Genomic DNA, 24996 nt, shown 5'->3' on the forward strand with positions numbered 1-24996 from the left:
AGCGACAATGGGCCGGTGCGTTACGCGATTCTCGGCACCGCCCAGGCAGTTCGCGACGACGGGACCCCCGCCGCCGTCGGCGGAGCGCGCCTGCGCGCCCTCCTGACCGCGCTGGCGCTGCGGCCCGGCCGCACGGTGCCGGCGGACCTGCTCGTCGACCAGGTCTGGGACGGCGACCCGCCCGCCGACGCGGTCGCCGCCCTCCAGGCGCTCGTGGCACGGCTGCGGCGGGCGCTCGGACACGAGGCCGTGCGGTCCGCCGCGGGCGGCTACCTGCTGGCCGCCGACCGGGACGACGTCGACCTGTACCGCTTCGAGCGGCTGGCCGGCGCCGCCGCGGCGGAGCCGGACCCGGCCCGGGCCGCCGCCCTGTACGACGAGGCCCTCGCGCTGTGGCGCGGACCGGCGCTGGCCTGCCTGCCCGGCCCCGCGGCCGAGTCCGCGCGCTGGGAGGCCGTACGGACCGACGCGCGCCGGGGCCGGCTGGCGGCGGCCCTCGCGCTCGGGCAGGCGGAGCGGGTCCTGCCCGAGCTGGGCGCACTGTGCGCCGAACAGCCCCTGGACGAGCCGTCGCAGGCGCTGCGGATCCGCGCCCTGCGCGACGCGGGCCGGCCGGCGGAGGCGCTGGCCGCCTACGACGAGGTCCGCCGGGACCTCGCCGACCGGCTGGGCACCGACCCGGGGCCCGCCCTGCGCGCCCTGCACGCCGAGCTCCTGACCCCGGTGGAGGCGCCGCCCGCGCCCGGCCCCGCCGCTACGGCCGCCGCTGGCGCCGCGCCCGGACCGCCGCCGCTCCGGGGCAACCTGCGGTCCCGGCTCACCACCTTCGTCGGCCGGGAGGAGGACATCCGGGCCATCGGCGACGACCTCGCCCGAGCCCGCCTCGTCACGCTGCTCGGCCCGGGCGGGGCGGGCAAGACGCGGCTGTCGCAGGAGGCCGCCGAAGCGCGGCCCGCCGACGGCTGGCCCGACGGGGTGTGGCTGGTCGAGCTGGCACCCGTGGACGACCCCGAGGACGTACCCGAGGTGGTCCTCACCGCGCTCGGGGCCCGTGAGACGAAGCTGCGCGGCGCCGCCGCCGAGGAGCTGCGGGCACTGACCGACCGGAACGACGACCCGCTCGAACGGCTCGTCGACCACTGCGCGCGGCGGCGGCTCCTGCTGCTCCTGGACAACTGCGAGCACGTCGTGGAGGCCGCCGCCGGCCTCGCCGAGGAACTCCTCGCCCGCTGCCCCGGCGTACGCATCCTGGCCACCAGCCGCGAACCCCTCGGGGTGCCCGGGGAGACCCTGCGCCCGGTGGAACCGCTGCCCGACCCGGTCGCGCTGCGGCTCCTCGCCGACCGGGGCGCCGCCGCCCGCCCCGGGTTCCGCGTCGAGGACGATCCGGACGCCGCCGCCGAGATCTGCCGCCGCCTCGACGGACTGCCGCTCGCCATCGAACTCGCCGCCGCCCGCCTGCGGTTGCTGACCGCGCGGCAGATCGCCGACCGGCTCGACGACCGGTTCCGGCTGCTGACCAGCGGTTCCCGTACCGTGCTGCCCCGCCAGCAGACCCTGCGCGCCGTCGTGGACTGGTCCTGGGACCTCCTCGACGCCTCCGAACGGGCCGTGCTGGGGCGGCTGTCCGTCTTCGCGGGCGGCTGCGACCTGGCCGCCGCCGAAGCCGTCTGTTCCGATGGCGGGGATCCGGACGGGGCCGCCCCGGGCGCGGGGCCGGCCGTGCGGGACGGTGCCGACGTGCTCTTCTGCCTCGGCTCCCTCGTGGACAAGTCCCTCGTCGTCGCCGCCCCCGGCCCCGGCGGCGACATGCGCTACCGGCTGCTGGAGACCGTCGCCGAGTACGCGGCCGAGCGCCTCGCCGAGATCCCCGGCGACCGCGAGGCCACCGAGCGCCGCCACCTCACCCACTACCGCGAACTCGCCCGCACCACCGAGCCGGTGCTCCGCGGCCATGGCCAGCGGGAGGCCGGCGAGCGGCTGGCCACCGAGTACGAGAACATCCGTACCGCCCTGCGCCGGGCCGTCGCCGTCAAGGACGCGGGCGAGGTGCTGTGCCTGGTGCACTCCCTCATCTGGTACTGGCACATGCACGACCTGCGCGCCGAGAGCCGTCACTGGTCCGGTCTCGCCGCCGCCCTCGGCCCCGACCCGTTCGCCCCGCCGGCCGTCCCCGCCGAGCCCGTTTGGGAGCGGATCCTCGACTCCCCGCCGCCCTACACCGGCGAACTGCTCACCGAAGCCTGGCGCGGGGTGCGGATGCTGTGCCTGGCCTCCCGCGACCAGGCCAGCGGTGACTGGAGCAGCCCCGAGGTCCGGTCCCAGGTCGAGGCCATCGTGCGGGTCTACCGCCCCGGCCTCCCGCAGACCTGCCAGGTCCCCGGCGCCCTCTGGATCTACCTTTACGCCGTCGTGATCAACGGGGACGCCGACCTGCTCCGGACCATCCTGGACGCCGCCGTCGACACCTCCCGCGAGCTGGACGACCGCTGGGCGTACGCGTCCGCCCTCCAGCTGCGCGCCAACATCCTCGCCAACCGGGCCGACTGGAGCGGCGACGCCGCCCGCGCAGCGGAGGAGAGCCTGGCCGTCTTCCGGGAGCTCGGCGACGCCTGGGGCTGCGCCGAGGCCCTGTCGGCCCGCGCCGAATCCCTTGAGAAGCGCGGTGAGTACGCCTTGGCCGCCGAGGACTTCCGGGCCGCCATCGACTACGCCGAACGCCTCGGCGCCGAGGCGCAGGTGACCGTCCTGCGGGTGCGGCGGGCCGGGTCCCTGGTCGAGAACGGCCAGATGGAGGAGGCCGAGAGGATCCTCGACGAGGTCATCGGGTACGTCCACCAGCTCAACAACGAAGCCATGCCGGCCGCCCGGATGTTCCTCGCGGGCATCTACGGCCGCACCGGACGCATCCCCCAGGCCCGTGCCCAGCTCCGCGCGCTGCGCGAGGAGTTCTCCACCGGCGCGTTCGCGATCTTCGACTGCCTGCTGCTCGCGACCCGGGCCTGGCTCGACAACCAGGAGGGCAGGTACCGCGAGTCGCTGGAGCTGACCCGGCAGGCCATGGGCGCCGCCGAGGACCCGCTCGCGAGGATGGTCGCGCCCCAGATCCCGGCCGTGTTCCTGATCACGGCCGCCGTCTCCCTCACCGGTCTGGGCGGCCCCGGGCACGCGTACGACGCGGCCCGGCTGATCGGGGCCTACCGGGCCCTGCTGCCGCCCGGGCACATGCCGGTCTCCATCGAACGCACCGACGCCGCCCACGCCGAGGAACGGGCACGGGCGGTGCTGGGCGACGCCGGCTTCGAGGCGGCGTACGCCGAAGGCGGCGGCCTCTCCCTGGAGGAGGCCACCGCCCTCTGCTGACCCGGCCCCCCGTACGGGGTCCGTCCGGGACGCGATCCGAACGGACCGGATCCCGGATCAGGTCTTCTGGCGGAACTTGCGCACCGCGAGCGGCATGGTGACGAGCGTGATGGCCACGGACCAGGCCAGGGTCACCCAGACCGGGTGGGCGACCGCGCCGCCGTTGATCAGGCCGCGGGCGGCGTCGGCCAGGTTGGACAGCGGGTTGTAGTCGGTGAAGGTCTGCAGCCACCCAGGCATGGTCGACGGCGGGGCGAAGATCGAGCTGCCGAACTGGAGCGGCATCAGGACCAGCATGGCCATGCCCTGTACGGCCTGTGCGGTCTTCATGGTCAGACCGAGCAGAATGAAGATCCACATCAAGGAGGCGCCGAACACGGCGGACAGCCCGATGGACAGGAGCAGGTCCAGCACCGAGGTCTTGATCGACAGGCCCAGCATGAAGCCGACGCCGAGCAGGATCGCGATGGCGACCATCATGCGGCCGAGTTCGACCACGATCTTGGCTATCAGCACGGAGGACCGCGCGATGGGCATGGACCGGAAGCGGTCCATCACGCCCTTCTTGAAGTCGTCGTTCACCCCCGTGCCGACGCCCATGGCGATGTTCATGCCCATCATCGCCATCAGGCCCGGGACCACGTAGTTGACGTACGCCTCCTGCTGGCCCTTGCCGGAGATGGCGCCGCCGAAGACGAACACGAACAGCAGGGTGAAGATGATCGGCATGAACACGACGTCGAACATCGACTCGGGGTCCTGCTTGATCTGCAGGGTGTTGCGGCGAACCAGGGCGCCGATGTGCCGCAGGTTGGCCCGCAGGCCGATCCGGCCCTCGCCGGCCGGTCCCGCGGCCGGAGCGGCCGGAGCGGCCACGGGGGGAGTGGGCTTGGACGTGGTGACGGTGCTCATGCCGCGACCTCCTCGGTCTGCTGGGCGGAGGCCTCCGAAGAGGGCTTCTGGCCGGTGATGGAAAGGAACACCTCGTCGAGGCTGGGGAGGTAGGTGCCGAGGTCGGCTATTGCGTAGCCCCGGGCGGCCAGCAGCCCGACCACCGCGGTCAGCTGCTCGTCGCTCAGGATCGGCACCAGCAGCACGCCCTCGTCGGGCACGGCCTGGGAGCCGGCCGCCCCGTCCAGCCCGGCCTCGGCCAACGCCCGGGCCATGCCCGGCAGGTCGGCGGAGGAGACGGGCCGGATCCGCAGGGTGCGGCCGCCGACCCGGGCCTTCAGCTCGTCGACCTTGCCGTTGGCGATGACCTTGCCCCGGTCGATGACCGTCAGCTCGTCGGCGAGCTGCTCGGCCTCCTCCATGTACTGGGTGGTCAGCAGGACGGTCGCGCCCTCCGCGACCATCCGCTGCACCTCGTCCCACACCTCGTTACGGGTCCGGGGGTCGAGGCCGGTGGTCGGCTCGTCCAAGTACAGGACGGCCGGGCGGCCGATCATCGACGCGGCCAGGTCGAGCCGGCGGCGCATGCCGCCGGAGTAGTTCATGGCGGCCTTCTTGGCGGCCTCGGTGAGCGAGAACCGCTCCAGCAGCTCGTCGGCGCGGGTCCGGGCCTCCTTGCGGGGCAGGTCCAGCAGCCGGCCGATCATGTAGAGGTTCTCCCAGCCGGAGAGCTTCTCGTCGACCGAGGCGTACTGGCCGGTCAGGCCTATGGTGCGGCGGAGTTGCCGCGGCTGGCGGACCACGTCGAAACCGGCGACCGTCGCCGTCCCGGCGTCCGGGGCGATCAGGGTGGACAGGATGCGGACCAGGGTGGTCTTGCCGGCGCCGTTGGGCCCGAGGACCCCGAGGACGGTTCCCTCGCGCACATCGAGGTCCACTCCGTCGAGGGCCTTGGTCTCGCCGTAGTGCTTGACCAGCCCCCGTACCTCTACGGCGTGCGAGCCGTTCAGGGGATTCTTGTCGTTTCGCGTCATGTCCACCATGGGACCACCCCCCACTGACAAACCGCCGACAGCGGACCGACAGCGGACCGACAGCGGACCGACGGGCCGGAACCGCGGGCCCACCGGCGGCGGCCCCGGCAGCCCGCCCGGAACGCCGACAGCCCGCCGGCACGGTGGCCGACGGACTGTCAGAAGGCCTCGGGAGGACGCGTCCCCGAGAGCGGGCCTCAGTGGAAGGCGTGTTCCGGCTGCGGGAACGATCCGCCGATCACGTCCTCGGCGAAGGCCTTCGCCGCGTCGCCCATGGTCTGGCGGAGGTTCGCGTACTGCTTGACGAACTTCGGCATCTTCCCGCCGGTCAGGCCCATCATGTCGGTCCACACCAGTACTTGGGCGTCGCACTCCGAGCCCGCGCCGATGCCGACCGTCGGGATGTGCAGCGACCGGGTGACCTCGGCGGCCAGCTCGGCCGGGACCAGCTCCAGCACCACGGCGAACGCGCCCGCGTCCTGTGCCGCCTTCGCGTCGCGCAGCAGCTGGTGCGCGGCCTCGTCGCCGCGGCCCTGCACCCGGTAGCCCATGGCGTTCACGGACTGCGGGGTCAGACCCAGGTGGGACATGACCGGGATGCCGGACTGCACGATGAGCTCGGTCTGGGCCAGCGAACGCTCGCCGCCCTCCAGCTTGACCGCGGCGACACCCGCCTCCTTGACCAGCCGGGTCGCGCTCCGCAGCGCCTGCACGGCGCCTTCCTGGTACGAACCGAACGGCAGGTCGCCGACGACCAGGGCACGGCGGGTGCCCCGTACGACGGCCGCCGAGAGCAGGGTCATCTCGTCCATCGTCACGGGGACGGTGGTCTCGTAGCCCAGGTGGCAGTTGCCCATCGAGTCGCCGACGAGGATGACCGGGATGCCGGCCTCGTCGAACACCGACGCGGTCATCGCGTCGTACGCCGTCAGCATGGGCCACTTCTCCCCGCGCTCCTTGGCCAGGGCCAGGTCGCGGATGGTGATGCGGCGGGTGGCCGTGCCCCCGTACAGGGTGGGGCCGGAAGCTTCGCGGGCAGGCGAAACGGCATGCGTCATTGCTGCTGCTCCTTGTGTCATCTCGAGGCGTCCTGACGACGTCCCCGGACTCACCCACCATGGTGGCACCCTCCGGGCCCGGGGCGGAAGTGGTGCGATGACCGGTCCGTCACACTCCCGGTCCGATCCAGGCCGCACTCCACTCGCGCCGGATCGAATGTGCGCGTTTCGTGACAACCGGAACCCTGGGCGGACAGCTGTTCGTCCTCCCGGTCGTACGGCCGGAACGGACGGCACGGATGGCTGCGTCGATCGCCTAGGGTCAAGGGGCGGGGACGGAGCGCAAGCACGGCAGCGAGGGCAGTCACATGGCACAGGCGTACATGACGGAGACGGGGAACGGCGGCGGCTCGGAGCCGGGGCCCTCCGGATCCGGTCTGCGGCGCCGAATCGCCGAATGGCGCAAGGACCGCGGCATCTGGCGGCGCGGGATCGTGACGGCGGCCCTGGCCGCGCTGGTCTCGCTGGTGATGATCTTCCATGCGGAGCTGCCGAACGACGTCGGCAACCTCGGCAGCCTCACCGAGACCTTCCTGCCCTGGCTGGGCCTGGCCGTCCCGCTGCTGCTGGTCGCGGCCCTGGTCCGGAAGTCGGCGACCGCGCTGCTCTCGATAGCGCTGACCGCCGCCGTCTGGGTGAACCTCTTCGGCGGCCTGGTCACCGACAAGTCCGGAACCGGCGGCAACCTGACGGTCGCCACCCACAACGTGGACGCCGCCAACCCGGACCCGCGCGGCACCGCCGAATCGGTCGCCGAGGCCGGGGCGGACGTGCTGGCCCTGACCGAGCTCAAGGCGGGCGCCGTCCCGGCCTACGAGAAGGCCCTGGAGCCGACGTACAAGTACCACGCCGTCGAGGGAACGGTCGGAGTCTGGAGCAAGTACCCGCTCACCTCCAGCCGGCCCGTCGACATCAAGATGGGCTGGACGCGCGCGATGCGCGTCACCGTGAAGACGCCGCACGGGGACCTGGCCGCCTTCGTCGCCCACCTGCCGTCCGTCCGGGTCAAGCTGAACGCCGGGTTCACCGCGAACCAGCGCGACAACAGCGCCGGCGCGCTGGGCGCCGCCCTCGCCGCCGAGCCGCTCAAGCGGGTCGCGCTGCTCGGCGACCTCAACGGCACCGTGAACGACCGGTCCCTGTCGGAGATCACCTCGCAGATGCGCTCCACGCAGGGCGCGGCGGGCGACGGCTTCGGGTTCACCTGGCCGGCCGGGTTCCCCATGGCCAGGATCGACCAGATCCTGGTGCGGGGCGTCACGCCGAAGGCCTCCTGGACCCTGCCGCGCACCGGCAGCGACCACCTGCCCGTCGCGGCGCGGGTCGAGATGGCCCCGTAGCCCCGTCCGGTACCCGCGCCGGGCCCCGGCGCGGGAACCGCTCGCCCTACGCGTGTTCGCGCCAGCCGTTCGTGATGGGCAGCCGGCGGTCCTTGCCGAAGCCCTTCGCGGAGATCTTGGTGCCCGGCGGGTACTGGCGGCGCTTGTACTCGGCCGTGTCCACCATCCGCAAAATCCTGGCGACCAGCTCGCGGTCGTAACCGGCCGCGACGATCTCCCCGATCCCGCGGTCGCGGTCCACGTACAGCTCCAGGATCGCGTCGAGCACCGGGTAGTCCGGCAGCGAGTCCGTGTCCACCTGGCCCGGGCGCAGCTCGGCGCTCGGCGGCTTCACGATCGAGTTCTCCGGGATCGGCGGGGTCTCGCCGCGCTCGGCGGCGGCCCGGTTGCGGTACTCCGCGAGGCGGAAGACCACCGTCTTGTAGACGTCCTTGATCGGGCCGTAGGCGCCCACGGAGTCCCCGTAGAGGGTCGAATAGCCGACGGCCAGTTCCGACTTGTTGCCCGGGGCCAGCACGATGTGGCCCTCCTGGTTGGAGAGCGCCATCAGCATGGTGCCGCGCAGCCGGGACTGGAGGTTCTCCTCGGCCAGGCCGGTCAGGCCCAGCGACCCCATGTACGCGTCGAACATCGGCTCGATCGACACCGTACGGAAGTTCAGGCCGGTGCGCCGCGCCAGCTCGGCCGCGTCGCCCCTGGAGTGGTCCGAGGAGTACTTCGAGGGCATCGAGACGCCGTACACGTTCTGCGCGCCGATGGCGTCGCAGGCGATGGCGGCGACGAGCGCGGAGTCGATGCCGCCGGACAGCCCGATCAGCACGGAACGGAAACCGTTCTTCTTGACGTACGCGCGCAGGCCCACCACCAGCGCGTCGTAGATCTCCTCGTCGTCGTCCAGGCGGTCGGCGTAGCCGCCCGCCACGACCGGCTCGTACGGCTCCGCCGGCTCCTCGGACAGGACCACCCGGTGGATGCGCAGGCCGTCCTCGACCACGCCCTCCGGGGCGTCCGGCCGGGCGGCGGGCAGGTCGAGGTCGACCAGGACGCAGCCCTCCGAGAACTGCGGGGCGCGCGCGATGACCGCGCCGTCGCCGTCCACCACGATCGAGTCCCCGTCGAAGACCAGCTCGTCCTGGCCGCCGATCATCGCCAGGTACGCCAGCGTGCAGCCGGCCTCCTGGGCACGCTTCTGGACCAGCTCCAGGCGCAGGTCGTCCTTGTTGCGCTCGTAGGGCGAGGCGTTGACCGACACCAGCAGACCGGCCCCCGCGGAGCGGGTCGCCGGGACGCGGCCGCCCTCCTGCCACAGGTCCTCGCAGATGGCCAGCGCCACGTCGATGCCGCGCACCCGGATCACCGGCTGGGTGTCGCCCGGCACGAAGTACCGGAACTCGTCGAAGACGCCGTAATTGGGCAGGTGGTGCTTGGCGAAGCGCAGCACCACCTGCCCGCGGTGCAGTACGGCCGCCGCGTTCTCCGGCGAACCGGGCGGCAGGCCCAGTCGCTGCGCGGCCCGTTCGGCGCGGTCCAGGTACCCCACGATGACGGGCAGCTCGCCCAGACCCTCGTCCGCGAGGCGCCGCGCGAGGCCGCGCAGCGCTTCGCGGGAGGCCTCGACGAAGGAGCCGCGCAGGGCGAGGTCCTCGACGGGGTACCCGGTCAGCATCATCTCCGGGAACGCCACCAGGTGGGCGCCCTGCTCGGCGGAGTGCCGGGTCCAGTGGACGACCGAGTCGGCGTTGGCGGCGATGTCGCCGACGTGGGAGTCGATCTGATTCAGAGCGAGGCGTAGTTGAGGCACGGACCCACTCTAATCGTCTTACTGACGCGATGTCCTGGGCGCGCGCCTCTGAGGCCTGAACGGGGCCCACCGCGAGGCCGGCTACTGACCGATGGGGCCGCTGAACCGGGCGGCGGGGGCCGGGATCACGGGGGAGACGTCCGCGGTGAGGCTCGTGGTGCCCTCGGGGACCTCGTAGGCGGCCGATCCGGTGGCGGTGGCGCCCGGTGCGATGGTGCCGGTGATCATCTTCGGTGTGTCGCCGTCGAAGACGAGCTTGCCGCGCCCGCCGTGCTCGTCGTGGACGGAGGGGATCGCGTAGATGACGTTGACGGGCTGATCGGAGCTGTTGGTGATCCTGATCTCGATCCGCACCGCGTTGCCGACCTCGATGTACTCGCTCTTCGTGACGTACTTCTTCGGCGCGGACAGGGTCACGCGGACGCCGTTGGCGTAGCTGACGGTGCTGCCGAAGGGGACGGGGGAGTCGAAGCCGCGGCCGGAGTCCGGGTCGGGGGCGGTGGTCTCGTCCGGGCCGTACGTGTCGTCCGGGTCGGTCGGCAGCTTCCAGTCGTGGTCCAGCCGGCGCTCCACGTGGTCCGAGGCCTTGTGGATGAGGGCCATGGTGATGAAGTAGCCGCCGGCCGAGGCGAACAGGCCGAGGACGCAGAGGATCGTGGCGATCAGGGACATCGTCTTGCGCGGCGCGCCGCGGGAGGCGCTGACCATGGCGGCGATGCCGATGCCGAGGCCGGTGCAGCCGAGGAGGGCACCGATCCAGAAGGCGAACGGGATGATGCCGAAGGAGATGGCGGTGAGGCCGAGGACGAGGGCGGCGATGGCCAGGTGGTTGGCGGGCGGCCGGGGAGCAGCGGGGTAACCCGGGTAACCCGGGTAGCCGGGCTGACCCGGGAACCCGGGCGGGGCGAAGGGGTTGGCGGCGGGGCCGGGCTGCCCCGGGTAGCCGTAGGGCGCGGCCCCGGACGGCGGCGCCTGCGGCGCGGTGGGCGGCGGGGTGAGCGGTGCGAACTGCGAGGCGGCGGGCGGGGGCTGAGCGGGCGCGCCCTGCGGGACCGGCGCGCCCTGCGGGACCGGCGCGCCCTGCGGGACCGGCGCGCCCTGCGGGGCGGTGTCCTCGGGCGCGGGCGCGGGCTGCGGGACGGCGTTCTCGGGCGCGGGCCGGGGGGTCTTGGCCAGGGAGAGGGGCTCGGTGGGCGGGGCCGCGTCCTGGGGTATGGGGTGCGCGGGCGCGGGCTGCGGGGCGGCGTCCGCGGGCGCGGGCGCGTCCTGCGGGGTCTTGGCCAGCGACAGCGGGTCGGCCGGCCGGGCGGACTCCTCCGGTACCGGGGTCCCCGAAGGCTCCGTCGGCGGGTCGCTCGGGCTGCTGCTCGGCGGGTTCGGGGGCGTAGTCATACCTGGGGCGTCCTTCGGAACGGCGGTGGCGGTGCCCCGCGTCGGCGGCCGACGCGGTGATCACCTACCCTGCCACGCCCCCAGAGCCCCTCCAACCGCTTCGGCCCCCGCCCCGACAGGTCCGCTCCCCCGGAACCGGCCCGGCCCCGCCCACTGTGACCGGAAAGGCCCTCCCCCGGCTACCGCTGGGGGTCCCCCAGTCGCGGCGCCCGGCACGGCACCTCGGCCCCCGGCTACCGCCGGGAGGTGCCCCCAGCGTTGTCGGGCCGCGCGAGTACGTCCAGTACGGGCCGCGGCCTTCCGCCTTGCGGTGCACCGCACCTGGGGGCACCTCCCGGTGGTAGCCGGGGGAACCGCAACCCGGCGGACCTTCCCGGTCACCGCACTAGGATGACCGCACCATGTCGCCCAACGGCCCGCCCCCGCGCCGCGCCTGGCCCGGCGTCCGGTCCGTCGCCGCGCTCGTCGGCCTCGGCGCCGCCGCCTACACCGCCTGGGTGCTCGAAGTCGTGCTGTCCACCGGCCTCGATCCCGTCGAGACCTACGTCAGCGAACTCGCCGCCCGGGACCAGCCCCTCGGCGGCCTCTTCCGGGCCACCGACTTCACCGCCGGACTGCTCGTCCTCTGCGGCGGACTGCTCGCCCTGCTCCGGCTCGTCCGCCACCCCGACGCACGGCGTCCCTGGGCGGTCGTCGGCTGGGCCGGTGTCACCCTGTTCGGCGCCGCCACCGCCACCGACGCCTGGCTACCGCTGAGCTGCGCGCCGACCGTGGACCCCGAGTGCGCGTCCCGGGAGACCGCCGGGCTGGTGCCGGCCACCCATCAGGCCCACGCCGTCAGCAGCGGCCTCGCCATGGCCGGGGCGCTCACCGCGATGGTGGCCCTCACCGTCGCCGCCCGCCGCTACCGCCGCCTCGGCCCGCTCGCCCGGTACGGGCCCGCGCTCGTCGGGCTGGAACTCCTCGCCACCTGCTGGACGCTGTCGGCCATCGCCCTGTTCACCGCCGGGCGCGGGACGTGGGCGCTGGGTGCCGGGCAGCGGCTCCAAGTGCTGCTGGTCGCCTCCTGGCTGGGGCTGCTGGCGTACTCCGTGCACCGGGAGCGGCGGACGTGACCGGGCTGTTCCTGCGCCCGGCCGGGGGTGACGGGGTCGCGCTGCACGCCGTCGTCGAGGGGAGCGGCCCCGTCGTCGTGCTCAGCGCCGGGCTGGCGATGGCCTGGTTCGACTGGGAACCCGTCGCCCGGCTGCTCGTGGCCGCCGGCCGGACCGTCGTCCGCTTCGACCGGCCCGGACACGGGCTCAGCGGCCCGGCCGTGGCGCCGCCGAGCGCCGCGGGGGAGGCGCACCGGATCGCCGGACTGCTGGACGCGCTGGGCCCGCCCGGCGCCGCCGGGCCCGTCACCGTCGTCGGGCACTCCCTCGCGGGGTTCCACGCCGAGGCCTTCGCCCGCCTCCACCCCGGCCGCACCGCAGCCCTCGTCCTGGTCGACTCCAGCATCGAGGAGTTCCCCCCTGCGGCCCGGGGCGCGGCCCTGCGCACCGGCGCCGCCCGCCTGCTCGGCCGCGCCGGATGCGCCGCCGGGATCCCGGCGGCACTGGGTCCGGCGGTGCGCCGGGCCGGGGTGCGGGCGGGGCGGGCCCGCGGCGCGGGCGACCCGGCGGCACGTGACCTCGTACGCAGCTGCTACCGCACCACCCGGGTCTGGCGCGGGGCCCTGCTGGAGTACGTCAGCTACCCCGATGTGGCCACCGAACTGCTCGCGCTGCGGGCCACCCACCCGACGGCCGCCCCCGTCACGGTCCTGTCAGCGTACGACCCGGCGGGCGGGCGCGGGGCCCTGCGCTGGCGGGCCCGGCAGGCCGCGCTCGCGGACCGGCTCGGGGCCATGTTCGAGGTCGCGGAGCCGGCCGGGCACCTGGTCATGCTGGACCGCCCGCGCCAGGTGGCACGGGCGGTCCTGCGAGCGCCGTGGACCGGTCCCGCCGGTCAGCGCCGGGCGTAGACCTTCTCGACGAAGCCGGCGATCTGCTCCTCCGAGAGGTTCTGGGCCAGGTCCGCCTCGCTGATCATGCCGACCAGCCTCTTGTCCTGGATCACCGGGAGCCGCTTGATCTGATGGCTCTCCATCTCGTCCAGCACGTCGGAGACGTCCGCTCCGGCGTCGATCCAGCGCGGCGTCCCCTGACAGAGGTCACCGCAGGTGACCACCGACGGGTCGTGCCCCTTGGCCACGCACGACACCACGATGTCGCGGTCCGTGATGATGCCGCAGAGGCGTTCGTTCTCGTCGCTGACGGGCAGGGCGCCCACGTTGAGCCGGGCCATCAGCTGCGCGGCCCGGTCCAGGGTTTCGGCGGCCGGGATCCACTGGGCCCCGGGGTGCATGATGTCTGCGGCGGTCGTCATCGCGTCTACCTCCTGAGCGCGCCGTACGGGCGGGCGCGGACGCACCCGTCCCGGCGCCCCCGTCGCCGTCCGGCCGGACGGACTACGCGACCCCACCCGAAAGGGGTACGCCCGTACGGGTGAGGGGCCGGACGAAAGGCCAGGTGGGAGGCTGGAACGGCCCGCCCCACGGGGCATCGGCCGAGGGCGCCTCCCACCACCGTACGGGCGTCACCCCTCACTCGCGCGGCGCGGCCCCGCGCTGTTTCAGCATGTCGGCCATCAAGGCCAGCTCCGAGCGCTGTGCCGCCACCATCCCCTCGGCCAGCTTCCGCTCCGCCGGAGTCGCGCACCGGCTCGCGCAGCCCTGGGCCATCGCGACGCCGCCCTTGTGGTGGTCGGTCATCAGCTGGAGGTAGAGCACCTCCGCCTCCCGGCCCTCGACGGAGCCCAGCCGCTCCAGCTCCTCCTTCGTGGCCATGCCGGGCATCAGCGCGCCGGGCTTGGTGGTGGCGCCCCCCATGTCGTGGCCGCCCATGTCGTGGCCGCCCATGTCGTGACCGGCCATGTCATGGCCCGGCATGTCGGGTCCGTCCCCGCTGCCCATCCAGGACATCGGCGGTTCGTCCGCCACCACCTTCGGCAGCCCCCACAGGTCGAGCCAGCCCAGCAGCATGCCCCGCTGGTTGGCCTGGGTGTTGGCGATGTCGTAGGCGAGGCTGCGGACCGCCTCGTCCTTGGTGCGGTCCCGCACGACGAAGGACATCTCCACGGCCTGCTGGTGGTGCACCGCCATGTCCCGGGCGAAGCCCGCGTCCGCCGAGTAGAGCGCCGGCGCCCGGGAGGCGGCGGCCGAACCGCCCTCCCCGTCGCCGCCGTTCGCGGCGGCGACCGTGGCCCCGACCGCGAACAGTGCGGCGACGACGACCGCCGCGCCCGCGCCCCAGTACGTACGGGACACACCGCGCCACCCCTGCGGCCGGGTCACTTCCCGGCCAGCCCGTTGGTGCAGGCCGCGCCCGGCTCGGGGGTCTGCGGACCCTGCACGTACTTGGTGAAGAACTCCGCCACCCGGGGGTCGGCCGCGTTGCCCACGGTCAGCTGCTTGCCCCAGGCGCTGAGCATGATCGCCCCGGCCTGCGTCTTGTCCGGGCTCATCAGCGTGTACGGGGTCTTGCGGACCTTTTCGGCCAGGGTGTCCACATCGGCCTTGGCGGCCTTCTCGTTGTACGTCACCCAGACCGCGCCGTGCTCCAGCGAGTGCACCGCGTTCACCTCGGGCAGCGGGTTCGGGTAGACGTCGCCGTTGCAGTTCATCCAGCGGGGGCTGTGGTCACCGCCGACCGGCGGGTTCATCGGGTAGCTGACGGGCGTCTCGACGTGGTTGCGGCCCAGCGTCTTGGCGTCCCAGCTCTGCTCGCCGTTCACGGGCGCCTTGCGGGCCTCGGCGGCGTCCTTCTCCTTCTGCTTCTGGCTGATCAGCATCCATGAGCCGAAGCCGATGAGGGCGGCGACGACCGCGGTCGAGGCGGTGATCGCGATGATCTTGTTACGCCGGTCGCGTGCTTTCTCGGCGCGGCGCATCTCGGCTATGCGGGCCTGCCGGGCGGTGCTGTCGGGGGTGGTCTTGCCGGACTTGCTGGCCATGTGCCCTGTTTCCTTCTGCTGAGGGGGGTGGAAGGCGGTTCCGCTACAGGGGCGCACACCGGGGGCGGCGCCCGGCGGCGTCAGGTCCGCAGTACCTGGAGGGCGTGCAGGTCGGGGGCGCGCGCCTGCGCCCCCGGCGCCCGGACCGGACCGGTGTACGCGGGGCGCGCGAGCGCCGCCACCACGGGCCCCGGCGCGGCGAGGGCCGAGGGCGGGACGGGCAGTACGGCGGGGGGCGCCTCGGACCGGGGCGCACAGCCGGGAAGCTCGTGCGGGGCCACGCAGTCGGCGTGCGCCGGTCCCCGCGCTGGTCCGCGCGCCAGGTCGTGCGCCGGGCCGTGCGCCTGTGTGACGGCCGTCCCGGGCCCGTGGGTCCCCAGGCTCCCCGCACAGGGGAACGCGGCACCCCACAGCAGCACCCCGAAGGCGAGCGCGGCGGCCAGGACCGTCAGCGCGGCCGACCGGGCGGCACGCCGGGGCGGGGGACCGGTGTGGCCCCCGAGCTCCGTGTGCTTCCAGCCCCCCATGGCCGCAGATGGTAATGCTCATGACCGGCCCGGGGTCAGTGCGGGGGTGCCACGAGCTTTCAGGGGTGCGTAATGTGGCGGAAACCACGGGTGGCGATACTGGACCGGCCCGACTGTGCTCCCCCTCCGGGGGGCGGTGGTGCACACGCCGTCTGAACTGCGAGGATGAAAGCATGGACAAGCAGCAGGAATTCGTCCTCCGGACGCTCGAGGAGCGCGACATCCGCTTCGTGCGCCTGTGGTTCACCGACGTACTGGGCTTCCTGAAGTCCGTCGCGGTCGCGCCCGCGGAACTGGAGCAGGCCTTCGACGAGGGCATCGGATTCGACGGCTCCGCGATCGAGGGCTTCGCGCGGGTGTACGAGTCCGACATGATCGCCAAACCCGATCCGGGCACCTTCCAGATACTGCCGTGGCGCGCCGAGGCCCCCGGGACCGCCCGGATGTTCTGCGACATCCTGATGCCGGACGGCTCCCCGTCGTACGCGGACCCCCGCTACGTCCTCAAGCGCATCCTCAACAAGACCTCCGACCTGGGCTTCACCTTCTACACCCACCCGGAGATCGAGTTCTTCCTGCTCAAGGACAAGCCGCTGGACGGCACCCGCCCCGTGCCCGCGGACAATTCCGGCTACTTCGACCACACCCCGCAGAACGTCGGCATGGACTTCCGCCGCCAGGCGATCACCATGCTCGAATCCATGGGCATCTCGGTCGAGTTCAGCCACCACGAGGGCGCCCCCGGCCAGCAGGAGATCGACCTGCGCTACGCCGACGCGCTGTCCACGGCCGACAACATCATGACCTTCCGCCTGGTCATGAAGCAGGTCGCGCTGGAGCAGGGCGTCCAGGCCACCTTCATGCCGAAGCCGTTCTCGGAGTACCCGGGCTCGGGCATGCACACCCACCTCTCCCTCTTCGAGGGCGACCGCAACGCGTTCTACGAGTCGGGCGCCGAGTACCAGCTCTCGAAGGTCGGCCGTTCCTTCATCGCGGGCCTGCTCAGGCACGCCGCGGAGACCGCCGCCGTGACCAACCAGTGGGTCAACTCGTACAAGCGGATCTGGGGCGGCTCGTCCCGCACCGCCGGCTCGGGCGGCGAGGCCCCGTCGTACATCTGCTGGGGCCACAACAACCGCTCCGCCCTGATCCGGGTCCCGATGTACAAGCCGGGCAAGACCGGCTCCTCCCGCATCGAGGTCCGCTCGATCGACTCCGGCGCGAACCCCTACCTGACGTACGCCGTCCTCCTCGCGGCGGGCCTCAAGGGCATCGAGGAGGGCTACGAACTCCCGGCCGGCGCGGACGACGACGTCTGGGCCCTCTCCGACGCCGAACGCCGCGCGATGGGCATCGAACCCCTGCCCCAGAACCTGGGCGAGGCCATCTCCCTGATGGAACGCAGCGAACTGGTCGCCGAAACCCTAGGTGAACACGTATTCGACTTCTTCCTGCGCAACAAGAAGCAGGAGTGGGAGGAGTACCGCTCCGAGGTCACCGCCTTCGAGCTCCGCAAGATGATGCCGGTGCTGTGACCCGACGGGCCGGTGGTCACCGACCACCGGCCCGTCGCCGTCCGGGGTCAGCTGCCGGGCAGCTTCTCCTGCAGCCAGTCGAAGACGACGTCGCAGTGCTGCTGCGGGGCCATCGGGGAGCAGTGCAGCTGTGCGCCGGTGGCCGCAGTGAGTTTCACGTAGTCCTTGGGACCCGTCAGCTTGTCGAACATCCGCCGCGGCTGGCCGGGATAGAACTGCTCGTAGTCGTAGTCCAGGACCAGTGTGGGCATCTTGATGCGGCCGACGACGTTCGTGATGTCCATCGACTCGATGAGTTTCGCGGGAGTCCAGAAGTCGGCGAACATCTTGCCCTTCCGGGCGTCGAGCATCGCCGGCACGGAGAAGGGCTCGACGCGCTTCTTGATCGTCGCGGCCGCGTCCGGGGGCAGCGCGGGGACGACCTCCTTGTTCCAGACGGTGTTGGTCGCCTCCTTGTCCGGCGTCACGATCTTCCGGAGCTCGGCAGGAAAGCCCAGCCACGGCGACAGGCAGCCGGGCATCGCCACCAGAGCGGCGATCCTGTTCTCGAAGGCCGCCGCCCGGGGCGCCAGGTTCCCGCCCATGCTCAGTCCGGTCAGGGCGATCTTGTCCGGGTCCACGTCCGGGCGGGCCACGAGCCAGTCGACGAGCGGTGTCACGACCCCCTCCCAGCGCGGTGTGAAGACCACCCGGTCGACGAAGAGCAGCTGCCCCTGGCCCGGCCCGTCGTACACCAGGGCGTTCCAGCCGCGCGCCAGAGCGGCCGAGACGCCGTAGGTCCACATGTCGACGTCCTGCCCGTCGCTGCCGTTCGTGAGGATCACGGTGGGGCGCGGCTCGCCCGAGGTGTCCGGCCGGAAGAACCACACCGGCAGCGGTGTCTTCCCGTACGGGACCTTCGCCGTCACCGGAGCCGGGTCGCACAGCCCGCAGAACTCGTCCCAGGCGCCGCGCCCGGACTCGTACAGCCGCTGCTCGCTGCCCGGATCGCCGGAGCCGAGGACGAAGAACAGCGCCTGGCCGTAGTACTGCGCGGCGCGCAGGGCCCGGAACCGCGTGGTCTGCCGGTCGGGCTTGCCGCCCGGGGGCGGCGCCACGAGTTGACCGCCGAGTTTCCCGAAGGTCTCGGTGTACGTCTGGGCGGAGAGGCCGGCCTTGTTGATCGCGTTCACGGCGGTGAGTACCTCGCCCACCTCGGCGGCGCCGAAACCGGACCCGCCGAGTGCCAGGAGGGCGCTGAAGTTGAAGGCGGGGTCCTTGAAGAGGGTCATCACCCCGGGCGTGGGTCCGCCCGCCGCGGCGGAGGCCGACTCCGAGGGACCGGGTGCGGGGGCGTTCGCGGGCGGGGCACCCGACGGGGTGCATCCGGCGGCCAGCACGGCACCGGCCCCGCCGACGAGCCCGGCGAGCGCGGTGCGACGGGTGGGGCCGGCGGCGCGACCCGGTTCGTACGTCATGGCAGCCGAACGTAGGAGCCGCACCCGCGGCCTCCCGGCGCGCGACACCCGCTTTCCCCCGAATGGCGCCGCACACCGTCGGGATGCCTCGGCCGCCGCGGACACCCCCCTAGGCGGCCGTGCGCAGGCGCTTGCCCCGCCGGCCCAGCACCACCTTCACCGGGACCAGTACCGCCCACCACAGCTGGGCGCCCGTCGGGGAGACGAAGGCGAGCGGCACCGCGACGGCGAAGACCAGCACCATCGACGCCAGATCGAGCACGTCGTTGCGCGCCACGGAATCGGGCATCGCCGTTCTGCTCAGCCACGGGCGCTTCCACAGCACGACCGTCAGCAAGAGCTGTGCCGCCCCGATGGCCGCGGCGGCGCCGGAGTAGACGGCCACCGACTGCGGCTGGTCCCCGTACTCGGCCAGCAGGGTCGTGGGGAAGGGCATCAGGGCGATGAGCCCCAGGTTCAGCAGCCCGAGCTTGACGACCGTCCCGTCCACTTCCCGCACGTACTGGAAGACCTGGTGGTGGCCCCGCCAGAACGCCGCGATGACCACGAAGCTGAGGGCGTACGCCCACAGGTTGGGCACCACCTCCCCCAGCGCGTCCGCGAAGCCGGCCGGGTCCAGCCCGGCGGGCAGCGTGACGTCCAGTGCCAGCAGCGTCATCGCGATGGCGAAGACGCCGTCCGACAGCGCGAGGACCCGGGCCGCGCTCCCCTCCTCGTCCTGCGCTCCCCGGTAACCGTTCACCGCGCCACCATAGGGTCGGATGTCGCGGAACGTCGCGATATCCGCGCGTTACGTGAAGTCCGACGGCCCCCGCCGGACCGGCCCGGCGGCTCCGGGCGGGCGTCAGGCGCGGGGGAAGACCGCCGGGTGCCAGGTGGGGCGGGGGGTGCCGGTGGGCGGGGTGGTCGTGGTGTGGAGGGCGCCGTCGAGGCCGAGGACCGCCGTCGTCGTGGCGCCGGTGCGGTCGAGGGTGGCGGACGGGGCGCCGGTGTAGAGCATGCCGGACTCCGCCCAGGCGGGCGGGCCGCCGACCGAGGTGGTGCTGACGGTTCCGGTGTCGGCGCGGCCCGTCACCAGGCGGCCCGCGACGCCGACCGCGCCGTAGCCGGCCCGGCCGCCGGCCTCGGTGATGCCGGACACCTCCGGCCTGCCCGGGCCGGCCAGGACCAGGGCGCTGCGGACCACGCCCGAGTCGGGGCGGCGGAAGTAGAGCCGTACGCCCGCGCCCTCGGGGGCGGCCGTGAGGGGGACCGTGGTGGCGGGGAGGTTCGTCTGGAAGGGCCCCTGGAGGGCGGCGTCCGGGGCGGCCTGGGTCCAGGCGAGGACGGAGGTGCTGGTGGTCGCGTAGAGGTGGCGGCGGCCGGCGGCGTCCACCGCCACGACCGGGTCGCTCTGCAGGTCCGCGCCGCCCAGGTGCTGCCAGTCGCCGAAGCCGCCCGAGGGCTGCTGGACGGCCGCGCGCAGGGTGCGGTGGGAGTCGCGCAGGTACACCGTCAGCCGGCCGTCCGCGCCGACCACCGCCGCGGGGGCGCTGATCGCCGAGGTGCCGGGCTCGTCCGCCGCCTCGGGCGTGCCGAGCGACTGCCAGGCGCCGAACGGGCCGCCGGCCACGGTCTGGGTGAGGGTGACCACGTCGCGGCGGTAGTCCCTGCCCTGCACGCCGACGGCGGTGCGGGTCGCGACGACCGTGACCCGGCCGTCCGGGAGGCGGGTGGCGAAGACACCCGGGTCGATGCCCTCGCCGGGCAGCAGGGCCGGGCCGGTCCAGGCGCCGCCGGCCTCCCGGGTCCAGACGGCCAGCCGGCCGTCCAGTACCGCGAAGGCATACAGCCGGCCGAGGGCGCCCTCGGTCATCCAGGAGGTGTTGTCGGCGCGTGCGTAGCGCAGCGACTGGGCCCAGTTGCGGCCGGTGGGACTGCCGGCCACCTTCCGGTCGCCGCAGCCGGCGACGCTGTCGCAGTAGTTCTCGTGGTCCATCCAGGCGTAGGTCTTCAGGTAGCCGATCTTCGTCTCGGCCGTCTGCGGGTCCAGCGCGTGCGGCAGGCTGCCGGTGTGGTAGCCCAGGTAGTTCTGGACCGTGAAGTGGGGGCGGTCGCTGATCTGGCGGGCGTACGCGGCGTAACCGGCCTGCACGAAGCGGGCGCCGTACATGTGGTCCTGGTGGTCGGTGTACTTGCCGGTCAGTTTCTCCAGGCCGGGGGTCGGGTCCTGCATCCGTATCGTCGTCGGACGGTACTTCGTCAGGACCCCGGATATGACCTGGACCACCTGGTCCTTGGTGTACGTGAACGGCTCCTTGACCGGAGTGCCCGAGGCCAGCTGGGCCTCCAGGGCGGGTATCTCGCCGTTCCACAGGCCGCGCAGGCTCTCGGGGGTCTCCGCCGTCGTGCTGCGGGCCTCGCGCAGCTGGAGCCAGACCAGGTTGATCTGCGGGTGGGCGAGGAGGACGTCGACTTCGGCGTGGCCGCCGCCGACGGTGGGTATGACCGTGCGCTGCCAGGCGCTCGTGCGGTCCCCGGTCGCCATCTGCGCGTACGCGCAGCGGATGCCGTTCTGCCGGGCCTCCGCGTAGTGCGCGCGGTCGGCGGGCTGCTGCGGGTCCTTGGCGGCGCCGCCCGCCGCCTCGTTGCGGCCGTCGGCCTCGCCGGAGGTGAGGTAGACGGTGGTGACCGGGATGCCGGCGGTCAGGGTCCGGCTGAGGTCCGGGTTCATGAAGAAGAGGTCGTCGTCCGGGTGCGCCACGATCTGGACCACCGATCCCGCCGTGGTGCTCGCGGGTATGACGGGCGCGGCGGGGTGCTGCTCCTGGCTGGCCTCGGCCGACGTCTGCTCGCCCGAGGCGATGGCGAGTACGCCGGTGGTGCCGACCGTCAGGACGGGCAGCAGGGCGGCGGCCAGCATGAGGCGGCGGCGGGTCATGGGCATGGTCACGCCTTGGGGTCGTTCCGGGCGGGAAGAACCGCTAAGCGGTCACTCAAAGAGAGGTCAATCCGGGCGACTTGGTTCATCGATGTCGCCGATGACTCGTGCTTTCCGAAAAACGACCGGATGTGATTGTGCCTTGCGCGGATCCGATCGCGGCAATTGCCCGCCATCCGGACGCGCTTGTCCCGTACCGCGGGCCAAATTACGTCCCGCTATGAGATGTTGAGTCTTGAATGGGCATATTGGGCGTTTTGGGTAGTTTTCAGGGGCCTGCCGGAGCGCCGCCCACCACGGTGACCGGTGCAAACGCGGCAACGGCCGCCCTCGCGACCCGCGCCGGCGCGGCCCTGCCGACGTGCCCGCCGTCGAGGCCTGTGAGGTTGTTCACGTCGGCCCGCCCGGCCCGCGGCGAGCGCGGGTCCGCCGGCCCTTCCGCCAGCCCTTCCGCCCGCCCCTCGGAGGAACCTCCCCGGAATCCGCGCCCCACTCGCCCGCCGTCCACCGGCCCCCGGCGCCCCGGTGAGCCGCCCGCCCGCTCCGGCTAGGCTCGGCCCAGGCCGGCCGGGCGCACCCCCGGCAGCGACGCACGCGGGAGGCGGCGGGATGACAGTCCCGGGACGCAGGAGCAGCACCTTCATCCGGCTGCTGCGGAGCGGGTTCACCGACCCGTCAGCCGCCGCCCGGCTGCTGGAGGGCCCAGTGCTGGCCTCCGTACGGACCGACCCCGTGCTCCTCGACGCGCTCGGCGCCACTGCCGACCCCGACCTGGCCCTCCTCGGCCTGGTACGGCTCGCCGAGGCGCAGCAGCCCGAGGAACTGCCCGTACTCCTGGACACCCTGCTCAGCGCCAAACCGCTGCGCGACCGGCTGCTCGGCGTACTCGGCGCCTCCGAGGCCCTCGCCGACCACCTCGCCCGCCACCCCCGCGACTGGCACGCCCTCGTCACCTACGAGGCCGCCGACCTCCACCCCGGTCTCGCCGACTTCGAACGCGGCCTCGCCGACGCCCACGACCCCGTCACCCTGCGCATCGCCTACCGCCGCTGCCTGCTCTCCATCGCCGCCCGCGACGTCTGCGGCACCATCGACCTCGCCGAGACCGCCGCGGAACTCGCCGACCTCGCCACCGCCACCCTGCGCGCGGCCCTGCGCATCGCGAGCGCCGCCGCGCCCGAGGACGCGGCCCGCTGCCGCCTCGCCGTCATCGCCATGGGCAAGTGCGGCGGCAACGAACTCAACTACGTCTCCGACGTCGACGTCATCTTCGTCGGCGACGCGGCCAAGGGCACCGACGAGGGCCAGGCCGTCCAGGCCGCCACCCGCCTCGCCTCCCACCTCATGCGGATCTGCTCGGAGACCACCGTCGAGGGAACCATCTGGCCCGTCGACGCCAACCTGCGCCCCGAAGGCCGCAACGGCCCGCTGGTGCGCACCCTCGCCTCGCACCTCGCCTACTACCAGCGCTGGGCGAAGACCTGGGAGTTCCAGGCCCTGCTCAAGGCGCGCGCCGTCGCCGGTGACCCCGAACTCGGCGCCGAGTACATCGAGGCCATAACTCCGCTCGTGTGGCAGGCCGCCGAACGCGAGAACTTCGTCGCCGACGTCCAGAAGATGCGCCGCCGCGTCGTGGACAACATCCCCGCCGCCCAGGTCGACCGCGAGCTCAAACTCGGCCCCGGCGGCCTGCGCGACGTCGAGTTCGCCGTCCAGCTGCTCCAGCTCGTGCACGGCCGCAGCGACGCCACCCTCCACTCCGGCACCACCCTCGACGCCCTGCACGCCCTGGCGGCCGGCGGCTACGTGGGCCGCGCCGACGCCGCCCAGCTGCACGACGCGTACCGCTTCCTGCGCGCCATGGAGCACCGCATCCAGCTCTACCGGCTGCGCCGCACCCACCTCGTCCCCGAGGACGAGAACGACCTGCGGCGCCTCGGCCGGTCCATGGGCCTGCGCACCGAGCCCGTCGCCGAACTCAACAAGGCCTGGCGCCGGCACGCCTCCGTCGTCCGCCGCCTGCACGAGAAGCTGTTCTACCGGCCGCTGCTCGACGCCGTCGCCCAGCTCACCCCCGGCGAGACCCGGCTCTCCCCGCGTGCCGCGGGCCAGCGACTGGAAGCCCTCGGCTACGCCGACCCGGCCAGCGCCCTGCGCCACCTCGAAGCCCTCGCCTCCGGCGTCAGCCGCAAGGCCGCCATCCAGCGCACCCTGCTGCCCGTGATGCTCGGCTGGTTCGCGGACTCCGCCGACCCCGACGCCGGACTCCTCAACTTCCGCAAGGTCTCCGACGCCCTCGGCCGCACCCCCTGGTACCTGCGGCTGCTGCGCGACGAGGGCGCCGCCGCCGAGAACCTCGCCCGCGTGCTGTCCGCCGGGCGCCTGGCCCCCGACCTGCTGATGCGCGCCCCCGAGGCGGTCGCGCTGCTGGGCGACCCGGAAGGCCTCCAGCCCCGTACCCAGGAGGCGCTCGGACAAGAGGTACTGGCCGCGGTCGGACGCGCCGAAGACCCCGAGACCGCCGTCGCCGCGGCCCGCGGGGTCCGCCGCCGGGAGCTGTTCCGTACCGCCGCCGCGGACATCATCGCCTCCTACGGTACGGAGGACAGCCCCGCCGAAACCGACCCCGGAGCGCTGGTCGACCGGGTCGGCCGGGCCGTCTCCGACCTCACCGCCGCGACCGTCAGCGGAGCCCTGCGCGCCGCGGTGCAGGCCCACTGGGGCGACACCCTGCCGACCCGGTTCGCGGTCATCGGCGTCGGCCGCTTCGGCGGCCACGAGCTCGGCTACGGCTCCGACGCCGACGTGCTGTTCGTCCACGAACCCCGCGAGGGCGTGGACGAGCAGGAGGCCGCGAAGGCCGCGCAGGCCGTGATCGCCGAGATGCGCAGACTGCTCCAGCTGCCCACCGCCGACCCGCCGCTGCTCATCGACGCCGACCTGCGGCCCGAGGGGCGGTCCGGCCCGCTGGTGCGCACCCTGGCCTCCTACGCCGCCTACTACCGCCGCTGGTCCCTGACCTGGGAGAGCCAGGCCCTGCTGCGCGCCGAACCGGTCGCGGGCGACCCCGAACTGGGCGCCCGGTTCATCGACCTGATCGACCCGCTGCGCTACCCGGCGGAGGGCCTCGGCGAGAACGCGGTCCGGGAGATCCGCCGGCTCAAGGCCCGCATGGAGACGGAACGGATGCCGCGCGGCGCCGACCCCACCCTGCACACGAAGCTCGGCCGCGGCGGGCTCAGCGACGTCGAGTGGACGGTCCAGTTGATGCAGATGCGCCACGCCTGGTACGAGCCGGGCCTGCGTACGACCCGGACCCGCGAGGCCCTGGCCGCGGCGCACGCGGCGGGCCTCATCCCGGCCGACGAGGCGCAGATCCTCGACGAGGCCTGGGTGCTGGCCACCCGGGTCCGCAACGCCGTCATGCTGGTGCGCGGCCGCGCCGGGGACACCTTCCCCTCGGAGGCCCGCGAACTGGCCGCCGTGGGCCGTTACCTCGGCTACGCGGAGGGCACGGTCGGCGAGCTGCTCGACGACTACCGCCGCACCACGCGCCGGGCCCGGGCGGTCGTGGACGAACTGTTCTACGGCGGGTAGCGCGCCCCGGGCCGGACCGGGCCGGAGATCGCCCACGTGCCGGCCG

At 73.5% G+C, this 24996-nt stretch carries 18 protein-coding genes; 6 read left to right on the plus strand and 12 right to left on the minus strand.

Going from position 1 to position 24996, the window contains the following annotated elements; translation table 11 throughout:
- Nucleotides 1-15 precede the first annotated feature (15 nt).
- Nucleotides 16-3363 carry an ATP-binding protein gene (locus ACWGH1_RS22155; protein ID WP_453408937.1) on the plus strand — a complete coding sequence of 1116 codons (3348 nt, stop codon included), beginning with the start codon at nucleotides 16-18 and terminating at the stop codon, nucleotides 3361-3363.
- A 57-nt stretch (nucleotides 3364-3420) separates the two neighbouring features.
- On the opposite strand, the gene ACWGH1_RS22160 is transcribed toward ACWGH1_RS22155, so the two are convergent.
- The 3 genes from ACWGH1_RS22160 to panB form a co-directional block, all read right to left on the minus strand.
- Nucleotides 3421-4275 carry an ABC transporter permease gene (locus ACWGH1_RS22160; RefSeq protein WP_453353170.1) on the minus strand — a complete coding sequence of 285 codons (855 nt, stop codon included), beginning with the start codon at nucleotides 4273-4275 and terminating at the stop codon, nucleotides 3421-3423.
- A complete protein-coding gene (locus ACWGH1_RS22165) occupies nucleotides 4272-5297 on the minus strand; it encodes an ATP-binding cassette domain-containing protein (protein ID WP_453353169.1) in 1026 nt (341 codons plus the stop codon). Before ACWGH1_RS22165 ends, ACWGH1_RS22160 begins: the two co-directional genes overlap by 4 nt.
- Before the next feature lie 188 nt (nucleotides 5298-5485).
- The gene (panB, locus tag ACWGH1_RS22170; RefSeq protein ID WP_453353168.1) at nucleotides 5486-6367 is read right to left on the minus strand and encodes a 3-methyl-2-oxobutanoate hydroxymethyltransferase; all 882 of its coding nucleotides are present in this window, start codon (nucleotides 6365-6367) and stop codon (nucleotides 5486-5488) included.
- Between the two features lie 287 nt (nucleotides 6368-6654).
- On the opposite strand from panB, the gene ACWGH1_RS22175 reads away from it, so the two are divergent.
- On the plus strand, nucleotides 6655-7686 hold the full coding sequence (locus ACWGH1_RS22175; RefSeq protein ID WP_453408938.1) for an endonuclease/exonuclease/phosphatase family protein: 1032 nt from the start codon (nucleotides 6655-6657) through the stop codon (nucleotides 7684-7686).
- Nucleotides 7687-7732: 46 nt separating this feature from the next.
- Here the strand turns inward: ACWGH1_RS22175 and ACWGH1_RS22180 are convergent, their stop codons facing one another.
- Both ACWGH1_RS22180 and ACWGH1_RS22185 read right to left on the minus strand, forming a co-directional pair.
- Entirely contained in the window at nucleotides 7733-9487 is a 1755-nt protein-coding gene (locus ACWGH1_RS22180; protein WP_453353166.1) for an NAD+ synthase, read from the minus strand.
- An 81-nt stretch (nucleotides 9488-9568) separates the two neighbouring features.
- A complete protein-coding gene (locus tag ACWGH1_RS22185) occupies nucleotides 9569-10879 on the minus strand; it encodes a hypothetical protein (protein ID WP_453353165.1) in 1311 nt (436 codons plus the stop codon).
- A 401-nt stretch (nucleotides 10880-11280) separates the two neighbouring features.
- Between ACWGH1_RS22185 and ACWGH1_RS22190 the strand changes: the two genes are divergently transcribed.
- The gene (locus tag ACWGH1_RS22190) at nucleotides 11281-11994 is read left to right on the plus strand and encodes a DUF998 domain-containing protein (protein WP_453353164.1); all 714 of its coding nucleotides are present in this window, start codon (nucleotides 11281-11283) and stop codon (nucleotides 11992-11994) included.
- 5 nt (nucleotides 11995-11999) lie between these two features.
- Nucleotides 12000-12884 (plus strand): alpha/beta fold hydrolase, encoded by an 885-nt coding sequence (locus ACWGH1_RS22195; protein WP_453408949.1) that lies wholly within the window; start codon nucleotides 12000-12002, stop codon nucleotides 12882-12884.
- On the opposite strand, the gene ACWGH1_RS22200 is transcribed toward ACWGH1_RS22195, so the two are convergent.
- The 4 genes from ACWGH1_RS22200 to ACWGH1_RS22215 all read right to left on the minus strand — a co-directional run bounded on the left by ACWGH1_RS22200 (nucleotide 12869) and on the right by ACWGH1_RS22215 (nucleotide 15441).
- Complete coding sequence (locus tag ACWGH1_RS22200) at nucleotides 12869-13288, minus strand: CBS domain-containing protein (RefSeq protein ID WP_453357447.1); 420 nt, start codon at nucleotides 13286-13288, stop codon at nucleotides 12869-12871. The two genes, ACWGH1_RS22195 and ACWGH1_RS22200, sit on opposite strands and share 16 nt — an antisense overlap.
- Before the next feature lie 217 nt (nucleotides 13289-13505).
- Nucleotides 13506-14228, minus strand: coding sequence for a DUF305 domain-containing protein (locus tag ACWGH1_RS22205; RefSeq protein WP_453357448.1), 723 nt, complete (start codon nucleotides 14226-14228; stop codon nucleotides 13506-13508).
- Between the two features lie 23 nt (nucleotides 14229-14251).
- Entirely contained in the window at nucleotides 14252-14914 is a 663-nt protein-coding gene (locus ACWGH1_RS22210) for a DUF3105 domain-containing protein (RefSeq protein WP_453357449.1), read from the minus strand.
- 80 nt (nucleotides 14915-14994) lie between these two features.
- Nucleotides 14995-15441 (minus strand): hypothetical protein, encoded by a 447-nt coding sequence (locus tag ACWGH1_RS22215; protein WP_453408939.1) that lies wholly within the window; start codon nucleotides 15439-15441, stop codon nucleotides 14995-14997.
- A 173-nt stretch (nucleotides 15442-15614) separates the two neighbouring features.
- Here ACWGH1_RS22215 and glnA point away from each other — a divergent pair, with 173 nt between their 5' ends.
- Nucleotides 15615-16976 carry a type I glutamate--ammonia ligase gene (gene glnA / locus ACWGH1_RS22220; RefSeq protein WP_190182251.1) on the plus strand — a complete coding sequence of 454 codons (1362 nt, stop codon included), beginning with the start codon at nucleotides 15615-15617 and terminating at the stop codon, nucleotides 16974-16976.
- A 47-nt stretch (nucleotides 16977-17023) separates the two neighbouring features.
- Here the strand turns inward: glnA and ACWGH1_RS22225 are convergent, their stop codons facing one another.
- The 3 genes from ACWGH1_RS22225 to ACWGH1_RS22235 form a co-directional block, all read right to left on the minus strand.
- Nucleotides 17024-18433 carry an alpha/beta hydrolase family protein gene (locus tag ACWGH1_RS22225; RefSeq protein WP_453356894.1) on the minus strand — a complete coding sequence of 470 codons (1410 nt, stop codon included), beginning with the start codon at nucleotides 18431-18433 and terminating at the stop codon, nucleotides 17024-17026.
- 109 nt (nucleotides 18434-18542) lie between these two features.
- On the minus strand, nucleotides 18543-19175 hold the full coding sequence (locus tag ACWGH1_RS22230) for a TMEM175 family protein (RefSeq protein ID WP_453408940.1): 633 nt from the start codon (nucleotides 19173-19175) through the stop codon (nucleotides 18543-18545).
- A 102-nt stretch (nucleotides 19176-19277) separates the two neighbouring features.
- Complete coding sequence (locus ACWGH1_RS22235) at nucleotides 19278-21359, minus strand: PIG-L family deacetylase (RefSeq protein ID WP_453408941.1); 2082 nt, start codon at nucleotides 21357-21359, stop codon at nucleotides 19278-19280.
- Between the two features lie 603 nt (nucleotides 21360-21962).
- On the opposite strand from ACWGH1_RS22235, the gene ACWGH1_RS22240 reads away from it, so the two are divergent.
- Complete coding sequence (locus ACWGH1_RS22240) at nucleotides 21963-24950, plus strand: bifunctional [glutamine synthetase] adenylyltransferase/[glutamine synthetase]-adenylyl-L-tyrosine phosphorylase (protein ID WP_453408942.1); 2988 nt, start codon at nucleotides 21963-21965, stop codon at nucleotides 24948-24950.
- Nucleotides 24951-24996 lie beyond the last annotated feature (46 nt).

The sequence above is a fragment of the Streptomyces sp. NPDC054883 genome, from assembly GCF_053610645.1.

Excerpts from the sequence above, each read along its gene's own strand:
- ACWGH1_RS22160 (WP_453353170.1), bottom strand. The coding sequence starts at position 4,275 with ATGAGCACCGTCACCACGTCCAAGCCCACTCCCCCCGTGGCCGCTCCG.
- ACWGH1_RS22165 (WP_453353169.1), bottom strand. The coding sequence starts at position 5,297 with ATGGTGGACATGACGCGAAACGACAAGAATCCCCTGAACGGCTCGCAC.
- panB (WP_453353168.1), bottom strand. The coding sequence starts at position 6,367 with ATGACACAAGGAGCAGCAGCAATGACGCATGCCGTTTCGCCTGCCCGC.
- ACWGH1_RS22175 (WP_453408938.1), top strand. The coding sequence starts at position 6,655 with ATGGCACAGGCGTACATGACGGAGACGGGGAACGGCGGCGGCTCGGAG.
- ACWGH1_RS22185 (WP_453353165.1), bottom strand. The coding sequence starts at position 10,879 with ATGACTACGCCCCCGAACCCGCCGAGCAGCAGCCCGAGCGACCCGCCG.
- ACWGH1_RS22190 (WP_453353164.1), top strand. The coding sequence starts at position 11,281 with ATGTCGCCCAACGGCCCGCCCCCGCGCCGCGCCTGGCCCGGCGTCCGG.
- ACWGH1_RS22200 (WP_453357447.1), bottom strand. The coding sequence starts at position 13,288 with ATGACGACCGCCGCAGACATCATGCACCCCGGGGCCCAGTGGATCCCG.
- ACWGH1_RS22210 (WP_453357449.1), bottom strand. The coding sequence starts at position 14,914 with ATGGCCAGCAAGTCCGGCAAGACCACCCCCGACAGCACCGCCCGGCAG.
- ACWGH1_RS22215 (WP_453408939.1), bottom strand. The coding sequence starts at position 15,441 with ATGGGGGGCTGGAAGCACACGGAGCTCGGGGGCCACACCGGTCCCCCG.
- glnA (WP_190182251.1), top strand. The coding sequence starts at position 15,615 with ATGGACAAGCAGCAGGAATTCGTCCTCCGGACGCTCGAGGAGCGCGAC.
- ACWGH1_RS22225 (WP_453356894.1), bottom strand. The coding sequence starts at position 18,433 with ATGACGTACGAACCGGGTCGCGCCGCCGGCCCCACCCGTCGCACCGCG.
- ACWGH1_RS22235 (WP_453408941.1), bottom strand. The coding sequence starts at position 21,359 with ATGCCCATGACCCGCCGCCGCCTCATGCTGGCCGCCGCCCTGCTGCCC.
- ACWGH1_RS22240 (WP_453408942.1), top strand. The coding sequence starts at position 21,963 with ATGACAGTCCCGGGACGCAGGAGCAGCACCTTCATCCGGCTGCTGCGG.